The organism is Burkholderia sp. SRS-25, assembly GCF_004343765.1.
GTDB classification, from domain to species: Bacteria; Pseudomonadota; Gammaproteobacteria; order Burkholderiales; family Burkholderiaceae; genus Burkholderia; species Burkholderia contaminans.
In genome coordinates this window covers 24,995-39,621 of record NZ_PTXM01000021.1, presented here as the reverse complement: position 1 = coordinate 39,621, position 14,627 = coordinate 24,995, and the positions used below count along the sequence as shown (strand labels likewise).

The 14,627-nt window shown below is 67.8% G+C and carries 13 protein-coding genes and 1 tRNA gene; 4 read left to right on the top strand and 10 right to left on the bottom strand.

Annotation, left to right across the window (positions count from 1 at the left end):
* Positions 1–8 precede the first annotated feature (8 nt).
* The 4 genes from mreC to rodA all read left to right on the top strand — a co-directional run bounded on the left by mreC (position 9) and on the right by rodA (position 5,148).
* Positions 9–1,085, top strand: coding sequence for a rod shape-determining protein MreC (mreC, locus tag C5O79_RS27795; protein WP_124648255.1), 1,077 nt, complete (start codon positions 9–11; stop codon positions 1,083–1,085).
* Entirely contained in the window at positions 1,082–1,594 is a 513-nt protein-coding gene (mreD, locus tag C5O79_RS27790; RefSeq protein ID WP_009687274.1) for a rod shape-determining protein MreD, read from the top strand. The genes mreC and mreD overlap by 4 nt, the downstream gene beginning before the upstream one ends.
* A 114-nt stretch (positions 1,595–1,708) precedes the next feature.
* Positions 1,709–3,988: a penicillin-binding protein 2 gene (gene mrdA / locus C5O79_RS27785; RefSeq protein WP_039353789.1), complete on the top strand. Its 2,280-nt coding sequence runs from the start codon at positions 1,709–1,711 to the stop codon at positions 3,986–3,988.
* Between the two features lie 11 nt (positions 3,989–3,999).
* Positions 4,000–5,148, top strand: a complete 1,149-nt coding sequence (gene rodA, locus C5O79_RS27780; RefSeq protein ID WP_039353786.1) for a rod shape-determining protein RodA — start codon at positions 4,000–4,002, stop codon at positions 5,146–5,148.
* Between the two features lie 103 nt (positions 5,149–5,251).
* Here rodA and C5O79_RS27775 read toward each other — a convergent pair whose 3' ends face one another.
* From C5O79_RS27775 to rsmB, 10 genes are all read right to left on the bottom strand, one after another.
* Entirely contained in the window at positions 5,252–6,013 is a 762-nt protein-coding gene (locus C5O79_RS27775) for a tetratricopeptide repeat protein (RefSeq protein WP_122474450.1), read from the bottom strand.
* Positions 6,010–6,795, bottom strand: coding sequence for an aldolase/citrate lyase family protein (locus tag C5O79_RS27770; RefSeq protein WP_047852354.1), 786 nt, complete (start codon positions 6,793–6,795; stop codon positions 6,010–6,012). Before C5O79_RS27770 ends, C5O79_RS27775 begins: the two co-directional genes overlap by 4 nt.
* Positions 6,796–7,102: 307 nt before the next feature.
* Positions 7,103–7,555, bottom strand: coding sequence for a 6-carboxytetrahydropterin synthase QueD (queD, locus tag C5O79_RS27765; RefSeq protein WP_021163975.1), 453 nt, complete (start codon positions 7,553–7,555; stop codon positions 7,103–7,105).
* Positions 7,556–7,573: 18 nt separating this feature from the next.
* The gene (queE, locus tag C5O79_RS27760; protein WP_011353564.1) at positions 7,574–8,206 is read right to left on the bottom strand and encodes a 7-carboxy-7-deazaguanine synthase; all 633 of its coding nucleotides are present in this window, start codon (positions 8,204–8,206) and stop codon (positions 7,574–7,576) included.
* 75 nt (positions 8,207–8,281) lie between these two features.
* The gene (gene queC / locus C5O79_RS27755) at positions 8,282–9,016 is read right to left on the bottom strand and encodes a 7-cyano-7-deazaguanine synthase QueC (RefSeq protein WP_011353565.1); all 735 of its coding nucleotides are present in this window, start codon (positions 9,014–9,016) and stop codon (positions 8,282–8,284) included.
* A gap of 360 nt (positions 9,017–9,376) precedes the next feature.
* Positions 9,377–9,452: transfer RNA gene (locus C5O79_RS27750), tRNA-Phe, on the bottom strand.
* 61 nt (positions 9,453–9,513) lie between these two features.
* A complete protein-coding gene (esaR, locus tag C5O79_RS27745) occupies positions 9,514–10,215 on the bottom strand; it encodes a response regulator transcription factor EsaR (protein ID WP_021163978.1) in 702 nt (233 codons plus the stop codon).
* A complete protein-coding gene (esaS, locus tag C5O79_RS27740; RefSeq protein WP_047852356.1) occupies positions 10,216–12,630 on the bottom strand; it encodes a sensor histidine kinase EsaS in 2,415 nt (804 codons plus the stop codon). It lies immediately after the preceding gene.
* Positions 12,620–13,210 carry a DUF4390 domain-containing protein gene (locus C5O79_RS27735; RefSeq protein WP_039353770.1) on the bottom strand — a complete coding sequence of 197 codons (591 nt, stop codon included), beginning with the start codon at positions 13,208–13,210 and terminating at the stop codon, positions 12,620–12,622. Before C5O79_RS27735 ends, esaS begins: the two co-directional genes overlap by 11 nt.
* Positions 13,207–14,598, bottom strand: coding sequence for a 16S rRNA (cytosine(967)-C(5))-methyltransferase RsmB (rsmB, locus tag C5O79_RS27730; protein WP_131931929.1), 1,392 nt, complete (start codon positions 14,596–14,598; stop codon positions 13,207–13,209). The genes C5O79_RS27735 and rsmB overlap by 4 nt, the downstream gene beginning before the upstream one ends.
* Between the last annotated feature and the right edge of the window lie 29 nt (positions 14,599–14,627).

Genomic DNA, 14,627 nt, shown 5'->3' with positions numbered 1-14,627 from the left:
CGCCGACCATGGAATACAGTCCGCCGCCCCTCTTCAAGCAAGGTCCGCCCGCGCTCGCGCGGCTCATCTTCTTCGTTGCCCTCGCCATCGCGCTCCTCGTCTCGGACGCGCGCTTCAGCACGCTCGAAATCGTCCGCGGCGTGCTCGGCACCGTGCTCTATCCGCTGCAGCGCGCCGCGCTCGTGCCGCGCGACCTGTTCATGGGCGCGGCCGACATTGCCGTCACCGGCGCGTCGCTGCGCCATGAGAACGACGACCTCCGCAAGCGCAACCTGCAGCTGTCCACGCAAGCCAACCAGGCCGCCGTGCTCACGCAGGAGAACGCGCACCTGCGCGCGGTGCTCGAGCTGCGCCGGCACATCGCGACGCAATCGACGCCGGCCGAGATCCAGTACGACACGAGCGACCCGTTCACGCAGAAGATCGTGATCGGCCAGGGTTCGCAGCAGGGCATCCAGAACGGCTCGCCCGTCGTCAGCGAGAACGGCGTAGTCGGCCAGGTCACGCGCGTATTCCCGCTGCAATCCGAAGTTACGCTGGTCACCGACCGCGATCTCGCGATTCCCGTGCAGGTGCTGCGCACCGGCCTGCGCAGCGTGATCTACGGTACGCCGAAGGGCGATTCGCTCGACCTGCGCTTCGTGCCGACCAGCGCGGATCTCGTCGTCGGCGACGAACTCGTCACGAGCGGCCTCGACGGCGTCTATCCCCCCGGCCTGCCGGTCGCGAAGGTCGTGCGCGTCGACAAGCTCGCCGATACGGCGTTCGCGCGCGTGACCTGCGCGCCGATCGCCGCCGTGCGCGGCGCGCGCCAGATGCTCGTGCTGCATTACCAGAACGACATCCCGCCGCGCCCGGCCGAGCCCGATCCGGCCGCCGACAAGAACGCGAAGGGCAAGAAGGGCGCGAAAGCCGCCGCCAAGGGCGAGAAGAGCGAAAAGGCCGACAAGGCCGACGCGAATGCGAAGCCGGCCGCCGCGGCCCAGCCCGGCGCGAAGCCCGCGCCTGCGGTACCGGCCGCTCCGGGCAAGCCCGCCGCCACGCCCGCGAAGCCCGCGGCCGGGCAATCAGGAGCCCCGCGATGAATCGCCCGCAATACATCCTGCAGCCGGTCAATCCGTACTTCATCGTCTTCAGTCTCGCCGCCGCGTTCCTGCTGAACCTGATGCCGTGGGGCCGCCTGCCCGGCGTGCCCGACTTCGTCGCACTCGTGCTGCTGTTCTGGAACATCCACCAGCCGCGCAAGGTCGGGATGGGCGTCGCGTTCGCGCTCGGCATCCTGATGGACGTGCATGACGCGGGGCTGCTCGGCGAGCATGCACTCGCGTATACGCTGCTGTCGTACGGCGCGATCACGATCCACCGACGCGTGCTGTGGATGCCGATCGGCGTGCAGGTGCTGTACGTCACGCCGCTGCTGGTCGTCGCGCAGCTCGTCCCGTTCGTGATCCGCCTCGTAATGGGCGCCGCGTTCCCGGGCTGGCGCTACCTGGTCGACGGCTTCGTCGAAGCCGCGCTGTGGCCGATCGCGAGCCACCTGCTGCTGATGCCGCAACGCCGCCCGGTCGATCCGGACGATACGCGCCCCATCTGAGCCAGGGGCCTGCCTTGAATACCCGCCGCCTCCACGCCCGCCGAGCGCCGCGCTCCGGGGCGGCACCTCGCCCGCGCCCGCACGGCGCGTGCGGGCCAGATCGCTCCTAACCGCATGACCGAATTCAACGACACTCAACAGCAGCTCTCGAAGTTCCGCCTGCGCGTCGCGGCGGCGGGCGTGTTCGTGTTCGTCTGCTTCGGGCTGCTCGCGAGCCGCTTCTTCTACCTGCAGTTGATGCAGCACGGCAAATACGCGCTGCAGGCCGAGGAAAACCGCATCTCCGTTGCGCCGATCGTGCCGAACCGCGGGATCATCACCGACCGCAACGGCGTGATCCTCGCGAAGAACTATTCGGCCTATACGCTCGAGATCACGCCGTCGAAGCTCGACGACACGCTCGACAACACGATCGACAAGCTGTCCGAGATCATCCCGATCGACGCGCGCGACCGCCGCCGCTTCAAGAAGCTGCAGGAAGACTCGAAGAACTTCGAGAGCCTGCCGATCCGCACCCGCCTCACCGACGCCGAAGTCGCGCGCTTCACCGCGCAGCGCTTCCGCTTCCCCGGCGTCGACGTGCGCGCGCGGCTGTTCCGGCAATATCCGCTCGGCACGACGGCCGCGCACGTGATCGGCTACATCGGCCGGATCTCGAAGCGCGACCAGGATCGCATCGACGCGATGAGCGACGACAACGACAGCGATCAGGAAAACTACGATCCGCGCCGCGACGCGAACAACTACAAGGGCACCGACTACATCGGCAAGATCGGTGTCGAGCAGAGCTACGAGACCGAGCTGCATGGCCTCACGGGCTTCGAGGAAGTCGAGGTGACGGCCGGCGGCCGGCCGGTGCGCACGTTGTCGCGCACGCAGGCGACGCCCGGCAACAACCTCGTGCTGTCGCTCGACATCGGGCTGCAGCAGGTGGCCGAGCAGGCGTTCGCCGGCAAGCGCGGCGCGCTGGTCGCGATCGAGCCGAAGACGGGCGACGTGCTCGCGTTCGTGTCGTCGCCGAGCTTCGACCCGAACTCGTTCGTCGACGGCATCGACCAGCAGACCTGGGACGAGCTGAACAACTCGACCGACAAGCCGCTCCTGAACCGCCCGCTGCACGGCACCTACCCGCCCGGATCGACGTACAAGCCGTTCATGGCGCTCGCCGGCCTGACGCTCGGCAAGCGCACGCCGGGCTGGGGCTTCCAGGATCCCGGCTACTTCACGTTCGGCGGCCACACGTTCCGCAACGACGTGCGCTCGGGCCAGGGCTGGGTCGACATGAACAAGGCGATCATGGTGTCGAACGACACCTACTTCTACATGCTCGCGCGCGACCTCGGCGTGAACTCGATCGCGAATTTCATGAAGCCGTTCGGCTTCGGCCAGATCACCGGGATCGACATCCAGGGCGAGGCGCGCGGGATCCTGCCGTCGACCGACTGGAAGAAGAAGGCGTTCAAGAAGGCCGCGCAGCAGAAGTGGTTCGACGGCGAGACGATCAGCCTCGGGATCGGCCAGGGCTACAACTCCTTCACGATCCTGCAGCTCGCGCACGCGACCGCGACGCTTGCGAACAACGGCGTCGTGATGAAGCCTCACCTCGTGAAGGAAGTCGAAGATCCGATCACGCGCGGGCGCCGCCTGACCGTGCCGAAGGAAAGCGAAACGATCCCGCTCAAGCAGGCCGACATCGACGTCGTGAAGCGCGGGATGGAGAACGTGATCGAGAACCCGTCCGGCACCGCGTACAAGGTGTTCCGCGGCGCACCGTACCTCGCCGCCGGCAAGACCGGTACCGCGCAGGTGTTCTCGCTGCAAGGCTCCAACTACAAGGGCCACCTGCTCGCCGAGCACCTGCGCGACCACGCGCTGTTCATCGCGTACGCGCCGGTCGACCATCCGCAGATCGCTGTCGCGCTGGTCGTCGAGAACGGTGGCTGGGGTGCGCAGGCCGCCGGCCCGATCGCGCGCCGCGTGCTCGACTTCTACCTCGTCGACCGCCAGAACCCGCAGAACGAAGCCGCGGCCGTGGCTGCCGCGGCGTCGGCGACCGAACCCGTCAACGCGCCGGTGATCGGCGACGCGAACAAGCCCGCTGCCGTCGCGGCCGGCTTCACCGCGCTGCCGCAGCCGGTCGTGCCGACCGCGGCCAGCGCGGCGGAAGCGGCATCGGCCGCGGCCGCTTCCGAAGCGTCGGCTGCCGCCGCCGCGAGCGCCGCCCCGCCGGCCAGTGCCGCTGCGCCGCGGGCCGCGAGCCTGCCGCCGATCCGGCGCCCGCACCGGCCGCGCCGGCCCGCCAGCGATGCGCAGCCGCTCGTCGCTACGCCGCGCGACGACAATCACCGTGCAACGGCCCCCGCGAAAGCGGCGGACGCCGGCACCGCTCATTAACGGAGAAAGGCATGCAATTCGACAAGCGCGCCTGGCTCGACAAGATCAAGCAGATGTTCGCGGGCTTCGACCGCCCGCTCGCCCTCATCGTGTTCCTGCTGCTGTGCGTCGGCATCGTCACGCTGTACAGCGCGGCGATCGACATGCCGGGCCGGGTCGAGGACCAGTTGCGCAACATCCTGCTGACATTCGTGCTGATGTGGGTGATCGCCAACATCCCGCCCACGACGCTGATGCGCTTCGCGGTCCCGCTCTACACGTTCGGGGTCGCGCTACTGGTCGCGGTCGCGCTGTTCGGGATGACCAAGAAGGGCGCGAAGCGCTGGCTGAACGTCGGCGTCGTGATCCAGCCGTCGGAAATCCTCAAGATCGCGACACCGCTGATGCTCGCGTGGTACTACCAGCGCCGCGAAGGCGGGCTGCGCTGGTACGACTTCATCGCCGCATTCGGGATCCTGCTGGTGCCGGTCGGGCTGATCGCGAAGCAGCCCGACCTCGGCACGGGCCTGCTCGTATTCGCGGCCGGTTTCTTCGTGATCTACCTCGCCGGCCTGTCGTTCAAGCTGATCGTGCCGGTGCTCGTCGCGGGCGTGATCGCGGTCGGCTCGATCGCCGTGTTCGAAGAGCGCATCTGCCAGCCCGAAGTGCAGTGGCCGCTGATGCACGATTACCAGAAGCACCGCGTGTGCACGCTGCTCGACCCGACTTCCGACCCGCTCGGCAAGGGCTTCCACACGATCCAGGCCGTGATCGCGATCGGCTCGGGCGGCGTGCTCGGCAAGGGCTACCTGAAAGGCACGCAGGCGCACCTGGAATTCATTCCGGAGAAGCACACCGACTTCATCTTCGCGGTGTTCTCCGAGGAATGGGGGCTCGTCGGCGGGCTCGTGCTGCTGACGCTTTACATGGCGCTGATCGCACGCGGGCTCTATATCGCCGCGCAGGGTGCGACGCTGTTCGGCCGCCTGCTCGCGGGCTCGCTCACGCTCGCGTTCTTCGTCTATGCGTTCGTCAACATCGGGATGGTGAGCGGCGTGCTGCCGGTCGTCGGCGTGCCGCTGCCGTTCATGAGTTATGGCGGCACCGCACTCACGACGCTCGGCATCGCGATCGGGATGATCATGAGCGTCGGGCGACAGCGGCGGTTGATGAAGAGCTGACCGCACGGCACGCACCGCATAAAGAAAAACGGCGCTTCGGCGCCGTTTTTTTCGACCGCGGACGACAAACGCGGCCACGCAGTGCCGCGCGGCGCCGCCCCGCTCACGGCGGCGGCGCGTGCGCGCCGCCGCCCGATGCCGGCCCCTGCACCTTCAGCCGCGCACTCAGCTCCTTGAATTTCAGCCCGGCCGTCTCGTCGCCCTGCGCGGCCGCCGCCGCGTAATACGCCCGCGCGATGTTGAGGTTCTGCGCGACGCCGTCGCCACCGCGCTCGTAGAACGACGCGGTCACGTACTGCGCGGTCGGCTCGCCCGCGTCGGCAGCCTGCTTGTACCACGCGAACGCCTGCCGGTTGTCGCGCGGCGTGCCGCGCCCGTCGAGGAACTGGTTCGCGAGCGACAGCTCGGCCTGCACGTGCCCCTGCTTCGCCGCCCGCAGGAACCAGCGATGCGCCTCGGCCGGATCGCGCGTGACGAACTCGCCGTCGTCGAACATCCGGCCATACACATACTGGGCATGCGACATGTTCGCATCGGCCGCGCGCTTCAACCAGCGCAGCCCTTCGTCGACGTTCGCCGTCACGCCTTCACCGGTCAGCAGCATCATCGCGTAGTTGAATTGCGCGAGACGGTCGCCGCGTTCGGCCGCGTCGTGGAACTGCACCAGCGCCGCGCGATAGTCGCCGGCGTTGTAGTCGGCGACCGCCGATTGCGTCTCGTGCGACGGATCGGTCTTCGCTTGCGGCGCACCCTGCGCGGCCACCGCGATACATACGGCCCACAGGCCGAGCAGCGCGCCGACCTGTCCGCGTACCCCGATCCCACCCTGCGCGCGCCCACGGCACACGCCGCCGCCACCGTTCATGACCGTACCTCCTGCAGCGCCTGCCGCGTTGCGCGCAACAGCCAGCTGACGTCGGCCGACACCGTGATCATCCGGTAGCCAGCCTCGCGATACTGGCGCGCGGCCGCCGTATCGCCCGCGAAGATGCCGACCGCGACGCCGGCCTGCCGGCCGGCCGCGAGCACCCGCGCCATCGCGGTTTCGACGTCCGGGTGACGGATATCGCCGAGATGCCCGAGGCTCGCCGCGAGATCGGCCGGGCCGACGAACAGGCAATCGATACCGGGCAGCGCCGCAATCCGCTCGACTTCATCGACGCCGCGGGCCGATTCGATCTGCACGATCACCGCGACCTGCGCGTTCGCCGTCTGCACGTAATCGCGGCGCATGCCGAACGCCGCCGCGCGCACCATGCCCGCGACGCCGCGCAGCCCGTCCGGCGAATCCGGCGACGGATAGCGCGTGAGCCGCACTGCGTGCGCGGCGTCGTCCGGTGTCTCGATACCTGGAAACATCAGCGTGCGCGCGCCCGCATCGAGCGCGCGCTTCACGAGCCACGGCTCACGCGCCGGCACGCGCACGACGGGCTCGCTCGGCAGATGGGCGGCTGCGATTGCGCGCAACTGCGATGCAACATCGCGGCTGTCGTTCGGCGCGTGCTCCATGTCGATGCAAAGCCAGTCGTAGCCGGCATGCGCGAGCGCTTCCGCGGCCGACTCGCTGCCGAGCGACAGCCACAGGCCGTACAGCGGCTCGTCGCCGTCGCGCAGGCGTTGTTTGAGGGAATTGGTGAGCGTGCTCATCGATACGGCCTCCGGGACGGAACGGCAATCGAACGGGACAAGCAACGGGCAAAGCGGAGCGACACGCCGGGCAGCGATGCACGGCGGCGCCGGGACCGGGCCCTGGAACGTTGGTCGGTCGTGGGCGGCCGATCTGACAGCGCCGGCCGCACGACCTGCACACGGCTGCGCTTTTCGGCGCCACGCAACGATCATAGCGCGGCGTTACGCGGAATGTGGAAACGGACGGGGAGCGGGGCGGGACGAGGCCGCAGGGTGCGGCGTCAGGCAGCCCGCGCGCGCTGGCGGGGCTGCCGGGAAGGCGGGATCAGCGGCCGGGCTGGCGCTCGACGTCGGCCCAGCAGTTCGGCGTTTCGTACAGGCGCACGCGCTCGAGCCGGAGGTTCACGCCGTAGTGCGCGTCGTACACGTTCGCGAGGATGTCGAACGCGATCGCCGCGAGGTTCTCGACGGTCGGGATCCGGTCGATCACGACGGTCTTGTGATCGGCCATCTGCTCGAGGAACGAGCGGACGACCTCGTCGCGCGCATAGACCAGGAACGCGTGGTCCCACTTGCCGACCAAGTGCTCCATCGCGAGCGCCTTCACGTCGGCGAAATCCATCACCATGCCGCGGTCGGGTGCCCCCTCGGTATCGACGAGATCGCCGCGCAGCGTGACTTCGAGCACATAGCGATGGCCGTGCAGGTTCCGGCACTGGCTGCGGTGGTCGGGAATGCGGTGGCCCGCGTCGAATTCGAGTTTTCGGGTAATCAGCACGATGTCAAAAGCCGGGGCTCAGGGAATGTTCAGATATTTGTGGGTCTGCATCGACAGCCGCCACTGCGGATGACGCTTGCACCAGTCGATCGCGAGCTTCGTATTGAGGTCGCGCGACGGGCCGTCCATCGGCTGGACGAGGTAATACTCGAAGTCGAGCTTCGCATAGTCGGCCAGCCGCTGGTTGTCCTGCGGGATCACGACCTTCAGCTCGTTGCCTTTCGTGACGACGAGCGGCGCGTCGGCCTTCGGGCTCACGCAGATCCAGTCGATCGATTCGAGCACCGGCAGCGAGCCGTTGGTCTCGATCGCGATCTCGAAGCCGGCCGCGTGCAGCGCGTCGACGAGCGGCTGGTCGAGCTGCAGCATCGGCTCGCCGCCCGTGCAGACGACGAAGCGGTGCGCCTCGCCCTCCGGCCACAGGCCGGCGATCGTCGCGACGAGCGCTTCGGCATCCTTGAACTTGCCGCCGTTCTCGCCGTCGGTGCCGACGAAGTCGGTATCGCAGAAGCGGCACACGGCCTCCGCACGATCCTCTTCGCGGCCCGACCACAGATTGCAGCCGGCGAACCGGCAGAACACGGCCGGCCGGCCCGCGTTCGCGCCCTCGCCCTGCAACGTGTAGAAAATTTCCTTGACCGCGTAAGTCATCGTTCTTCGTCCGGCTCGCGCCGCTCGTTGTCGATCAGAATCCGTTATCCATCCAGCGCTGCCCGCACACCCGCGTCACAGCGGCGCTTCGGTCACCCGCTCGCCCTTCAGGTAGGCCTCGTAGCCGCGCTTGCGCAGCTTGCAGGCCGGGCATTCGCCGCAGCCGAAGCCCCAATCGTGCAGTTCCGCGCGCTCGCCCACGTAGCACGTGTGCGTCTCGACGCGGATCAGTTCGACGAGCGCTTCGCCGCCGAGCTGTTCGGCGAGTTGCCACGTCTGCGCCTTGTCGAGCCACATCAGCGGCGTCTCGAGCACGACGCGCGTATCCATCCCGAGGTTCAGCGCGACCTGCAGCGCCTTCATCGTGTCGTCGCGGCAGTCGGGATAGCCCGAGAAATCCGTCTCGCACATCCCGCCGACCAGCACGCGCAGCCCGCGGCGATAGGCGATCGCCGCGGCGATCGTCATGAACATCAGGTTGCGGCCCGGCACGAACGTGTTCGGCAGGCCGTTCGCCGCCGTCTCGATCTCGATCGTGCGCGTCATCGCGGTATCGCTGATCGCGCCGAGCACTGACAGGTCGATCATGTGATCGTCGCCGAGCCGGTCCGACCAGGCGGGAAAGTCACGCTTCAGCGCTTCGCGCACGCCTTCGCGACATTCGAGCTCGACGCGGTGGCGCTGGCCGTAATCGAAACCGAGCGTCTCGACCGTCTGGTAGCGTTCGAGGGCCCATGCCACGCACGTGGCCGAGTCCTGCCCGCCGGAAAACAACACGAGCGCGCCGTCTTTAGCGTCTGTCCGAATCACCGTGATACTCCGTGAATGTGTAGGCTCGCGTCGCGCTGCGCGCCGGGGCCGGCTGCCGCCGGGCGGCCCGACGCGTGCCGGCCTGGGCCGGCTCGACCAGTATAGGCAGCGCAATCGGCCGCGAACGCGGCGGAGCGCTTATACCGCCCATCGCGCGGCATCGTTGCCGCGCGCCACGGCGGCGCCACGCTGGCAGCCTGCCGTGCGCATGAAGCGATGCGCTAAGTTATTGAGCGGACACGGATTTTATCATGCCCTCATGAACACTGCCGGGCACGCCATCCCTCGCCACTCGTCACGCAAACCTCACCACAAACGAAAAACCCCAAGAATCTTCCGATTCTCGGGGTTTTAAAATTCTGGTGGCCTGGGTCGGAATCGAACCAACGACACGCGGATTTTCAATCCGCTGCTCTACCAACTGAGCTACCGGGCCAACGAAGAAGAGAAAGTATATCCACCCTTCGTTATTTGATCAAGTACTTTCGCAAAATATTTTATACGGCGCCTTCGGACGGCTTCTTGCCGAGCTCGACACCGAGCTGCTTGAGCTTGCGATACAGGTGCGTGCGCTCGAGGCCCGTCTTCTCCGCGACGCGCGTCATGCTGCCGTTTTCGCGCGCGAGGTGATATTCGAAGTACGCGCGCTCGAACGCATCGCGCGCTTCGCGCAACGGGATGTCGAACGGAATCGCGGCCGTCTGGCCCGCGAGGCCGAGTGCCGAAGCCATGTCGTCGCCGAGCGTCGGCAGCGCAGCTGCGGACGCAACCGCCGCGGGTCCCGCCGCCTGCCCTGCGCCGGCCTTCGCCGCCGCGTTCGCGGACACCGGCGCCGCACCGCGTGCGAGACCGTGCTCGACGGACTTCAGCAGCTTCTGCAGCGCGATGGGTTTCTCGAGGAAGTCGAGCGCGCCGATCTTCGTCGCCTCGACGGCCGTATCGATCGTCGCGTGCCCGGACATCATGATCACGGGCATCGTCAGCAGCCCCTGCGCCGCCCACTCCTTGAGCAACGTCACGCCGTCGGTATCGGGCATCCAGATATCGAGCAGCACGAGATCGGGCGCCTGATTCAACCGGTATTCCCGCGCGGCCTGCGCGTTCTCCGCCGCCTCGACGACGTGTCCTTCATCGCTGAGGATCTCCGAGAGCAATTCCCGGATGCCCATTTCATCATCTACCACCAGGATGGTTGCCATTTACGCTGCCTTTGTCTGCTCACTTGCTTTTGTCTTGGCGGGGGCCGCCCCGTCCTGCACGCCCGATTCGGCGCCTGGCGCATCGCTCGCCATCTGCAGGAACAGGATCGACACCTGCGCACCCTCGACGGTCTCGCCGTGCATCCGATTGCGCAGATCGATCCGCGCACCGTGCTCATCGACGATCTTCTTGACCGTGGCCAACCCCAGACCCGTGCCCTTCGCCTTCGTCGTCACATAAGGCTCGAACGCGCGAGTCAGGATGCGCGCCGGAAAACCGGGCCCGTTGTCGGACACGGTAAGACGTACCGCGACGCGCGTTTTGCCCTCGGCGTCGGGATCGCCATATTCTACTGTCTTGGTTTCGATCAACACACGCGGATGCGCCGACTCCGCGACCGAATCCTGCGCATTCTGCAGCAGGTTGTGAATCACCTGGCGCAGTTGCGTCGCATCACCGCGTATCACCGGCAGCGACGGCGCGAGCTCGGCGACGATCGCGCTCTTGCCTTCGCCCACACCGTACAGCCCGAGCACCTCGCTCGCCAGTTCGTTCAACTGCAGGTTCGAGAGCACCGCCGGCGGCGTGCGCGCGTATTCGCGGAAATCGTCGACCATCCGCTTCATCGCGGCCACCTGGTTGACGATCATCGTCGCACCGCGCTTGAGCACATCCGCATCGGGCGGTGCGAGCTTGTCGGAGAGCTTCATCTGCAGCCGTTCCGCCGACAGCTGAATCGGCGTCAGCGGATTCTTGATCTCGTGCGCGAGCCGGCGCGCAACCTCGCCCCACGCGACCGAGCGCTGCGCGGAAATCACGTCGGAGATGTCGTCGAACACGACGACGTAACCGGACGTCTGCGGATCGTCGGCCTGCCCCTCGACCGTCGACACGAGGCGCGTGCCGCGCACGAGCAACGTCAACGGATCGGCTTCGCCCGGTACCTCGATCGCGAACTGCTGCTGCCAGTGGCCGCGATCGCCGCTGGCGCCGTCGGACGCCGCTTCGCGATCGGCGAACGCCTTGCGCACCATCGCGCCGAACCCGGCGGCCACGCCGATCCGGTCGAGCGTCGTGCCGATCAGCGCGTTGAACGGCTGCCGGAAGATCCGCTCGGCGCCGCGATTGGCGGTCGTCAGCCGGAACTGGCGGTCGAGCACGAACACGCCGGCCGTCAGGTTCGCGAGGATGCTCTCGAGATACGTCTTCGAATGCTCGAGCGCGATGCGGTTCTTCTCGACCGCGAGCCGCGCCTCGGACAACTGGCGCGTCATCGCGTTGAACGACTGCGTGAGGAAGCCGAGCTCGTCTCGCGTCTTGATCTCGCGCTTCGGCGTGTAGTCGCCTTCGGTAACCTCCTTCGTGCCTTGCGCGAGCAGGAACAGCGGCCGCGCGAGCTGCTGGCCGAGCGCGAGCGCGAGCATCATCGCGATGAAGGTTGCGAGGAACAGCGCAAGTGTCAGCGTGCCGATGTACATCTTGCGCAGCCCCGTGCGGCCGAGCGACTTTTCCTGGTACTCGCGATACGCGCGCTGCACGGCATCCGCGTTGTGGGCAAGCGTCGGCGGCACCGGCTGCGTGAGCTGCAGGAAGCGTTCCGCCGGCTGCAGCAGCGACGTCGAAGCATCGGGGATCGGCCGCACCACGCGCAAGCGCAGTGCGCCCTTCGCGCCGTGCGCGCGTGGGTCGCCGTCGACTTCGCCCTCGATCGCCGCGTACGCGCCGTGTTCGCGCGCCTGGTTCAGCATCAGCGGCGTCGGCAGGTCGTCCGGAATCAGTGCCGCGAAATTGCCCGACGCCTGCGCGACGATGTGCAGGTCGGGGGCCGCCCCCGAGCCGCCGCGGCTCGGCTCGACGATCGTCGCGTCCTGCACGCCGAACTGGTCGCGCAGCCGCAGCAGCGTGAGCGTCGTGCCGTTCGTGTTCGCATCGACGCTCGCGAGCTGGTCGGACATCAGCCGCGCCTTCGTCTGCAGATCGGACAGCGACGCATCGAGCATCCCGCGGCCGAGGTTCAGGCCGGCCGTCAGCGCCGTCTCGACGTTCACGTCGAACCACGACTCGATGCTGCGCGACACGAACTGGTACGACACGATGTAGATGATCCCGCCCGGCACCACGCCGACGAGTGCGAAGAACACCGCGAGCTTCGCGAGCAGCCGCGTGCCGAACTTGCCCTTCCTCAGGCGCACGACGATCATCCCGATCAGCCCGAGCACCACGAGCAGGAACACGAGCGCGACGACGATATTCGTCGCGTACAGCCACGAGTAGTAGCGGTCGAAGAATTCGGTATTCGCGCTCGCGGCCGCGAGCAGCACGAGCAGCAGCAGCGCGGTGAGCGCGACGGTCGAGACGATCACGCGAATGAGGAGGCTCTTCCCGCTGGCCGCGCGGCGCACTTTATTTAGCACGTTCGGTCACCGTGAAGTTGAAGCGCTTCCAGTCCGACCCGAGCGTCCAGTCGCGGTTGTTCACGGCATCGACCTGGAACGGCTTCGGCATCAGCGCCGTATCGAGCTGCATCCGCACCGATGCCGTGTAGGTTTCACCGGCGCGCACCTGGTTGCGGTCGATCACGTGCCACGACGTGATGTGCCTGACGACCGCAAGCGCGTCCTTCAGCGACGGGAAACCGAGCTGCAGGCCACCCGTCGACACGCGATACTCGCGCGTGAGCGGCTGGAACGACAGGCGGATCGTCTGCGTCACCGCCACCGGCTGCTCGTCGAACCAGTACCAGCGCGCACGGCTCAACTCGAAGTCGGTCGTGAAATAAAGCGGAATGCCCTTGTTGACGGCATCCTCGAGGTTCGGGTTCAGCTCGAAATCGAAGCGTGCGTCGAGCGCCCAGCCGCTTCCGTCGGACTGGAGCGACGCGCGCTGCACGGCGATCGACTCGGCATGCGCCGGCCGGACGACGGCCAGGCACAGCGTCAACGCGACCATCAGGACGGCCGCGAGCCGAAGTGGAAAAAGGTGTTTGATCGTCACCGTTTCTGAAACCGCGCGTAGAAAAATCCGTCGTGATCGGTGTTCTGGTCGAGTGCGCCGGCGGCCGCCCCTCCCTGCACTCCGCCCGGCAGCAGCTGGCCCGGGGCGTCCAATCGTACCGCATCTTCACAGGCCGCTTCAAACCAGCGGGCCTGCCATTCGCCTTCTTCGGGGAAGACCGAACAGGTCACGTAAAGCAGTTCGCCGCCCGGCTTCACCAGCGGCCACAACGCCGACAGGATGCGGCGCTGTTCCGCGACGAGCGCAGGAATGTCGGCCTCGCGGCGCAGCCAGCGAATGTCGGGGTGCCGGCGCACGATGCCGGACGCCGAGCACGGCACGTCGGCAAGGACGCGGTCGAACGGGCGCCCGTCGTACCATGCGTCGGGGGTGCCCGCATCGCCGACACGCACGTCCGCTTCGAGCGACAGCCGCACGAGGTTCTCGCCGATCCGTGCCGCGCGCGCGGCATCGCTTTCCAGCGCAACGACTTCCGCATCGGCCAGTTCGAGAATATGGCCGGTCTTGCCGCCGGGCGCCGCGCATGCGTCGAGCACGCGCATGCCGTCGCGCGCACCGAGCCATTCGGCTGCGAGCTGCGCGCCGGCGTCCTGCACCGACACGACACCGTCGGCAAACCCCGGAATGCGATCGACCGGCAGCGCCGACGCGAGCCGCACCGCATGCCGGCCGATCGCGGTCGCTTCGATCCCGTTCGCGCGCAGCGTCTCGAGATAGGCGTCGACGCTCGCGCGGCGCGCGTTCACGCGCAGCGTCAGCGGCCCTTGCCGCTCGCCGGCCGCGAGGATCGCCTGCCATGCGTCGGGCCACGCGCGCTTCACCGAATCGACCCACCACGCGCGGTAGTTCCAGCGCGCGACGACATCGTCCTGCAGCGCCGCGACGAGCGCGTCGCGCTCGCGCAGGAAACGGCGCAGCACCGCGTTGACCATGCCCTTCGCGAACGCGCATTCGCGGCGCGCACCAATCACGGTCACGGCCTGGTCGACCACCGTGAACGCCGGATACGCGGCCTCGTCCGCCGGGTCGAGCAGCAGCGCGAACGCACCGGCGAGCACCGCGTGCACGTAGGCCGGCGGCGCCTTGCTGATGAGTCGGCCGATCAACCAGTCCGCACTGCCGAGGCGGCGCATCGTCCGGTAGGCGACGTCCTGCGTCGCCCCGCGCGCGAGCGCCTGCGCACCGGACGGCATCTGCGCGAATACCGCCGACAGCGCCGCCGGCAACGCGGTGCCGCGCCGCACCGCATCGACCGCCTGTGCTGCCGCGTCGAGTGCGAAGCCGAGCGAATCGGGCGCGAGATGCAGCGCGGACAGGCACGCCGGGCGGCCGGAAGAAGACGGAGCGGTAGAACGGGTTCGTGTCATCGGAGCAAATTCGGCAAACAAGCGCGGCA

Coding starts and splice junctions, on each gene's coding strand:
- C5O79_RS27770 (WP_047852354.1), bottom strand. CDS start 6,795: ATGAGCACGCTCACCAATTCCCTCAAACAACGCCTGCGCGACGGCGAC.
- mrdA (WP_039353789.1), top strand. CDS start 1,709: ATGACCGAATTCAACGACACTCAACAGCAGCTCTCGAAGTTCCGCCTG.
- queE (WP_011353564.1), bottom strand. CDS start 8,206: ATGACTTACGCGGTCAAGGAAATTTTCTACACGTTGCAGGGCGAGGGC.
- mreD (WP_009687274.1), top strand. CDS start 1,082: ATGAATCGCCCGCAATACATCCTGCAGCCGGTCAATCCGTACTTCATC.
- esaR (WP_021163978.1), bottom strand. CDS start 10,215: ATGGCAACCATCCTGGTGGTAGATGATGAAATGGGCATCCGGGAATTG.
- C5O79_RS27775 (WP_122474450.1), bottom strand. CDS start 6,013: ATGAACGGTGGCGGCGGCGTGTGCCGTGGGCGCGCGCAGGGTGGGATC.
- mreC (WP_124648255.1), top strand. CDS start 9: ATGGAATACAGTCCGCCGCCCCTCTTCAAGCAAGGTCCGCCCGCGCTC.
- rsmB (WP_131931929.1), bottom strand. CDS start 14,598: ATGACACGAACCCGTTCTACCGCTCCGTCTTCTTCCGGCCGCCCGGCG.
- rodA (WP_039353786.1), top strand. CDS start 4,000: ATGCAATTCGACAAGCGCGCCTGGCTCGACAAGATCAAGCAGATGTTC.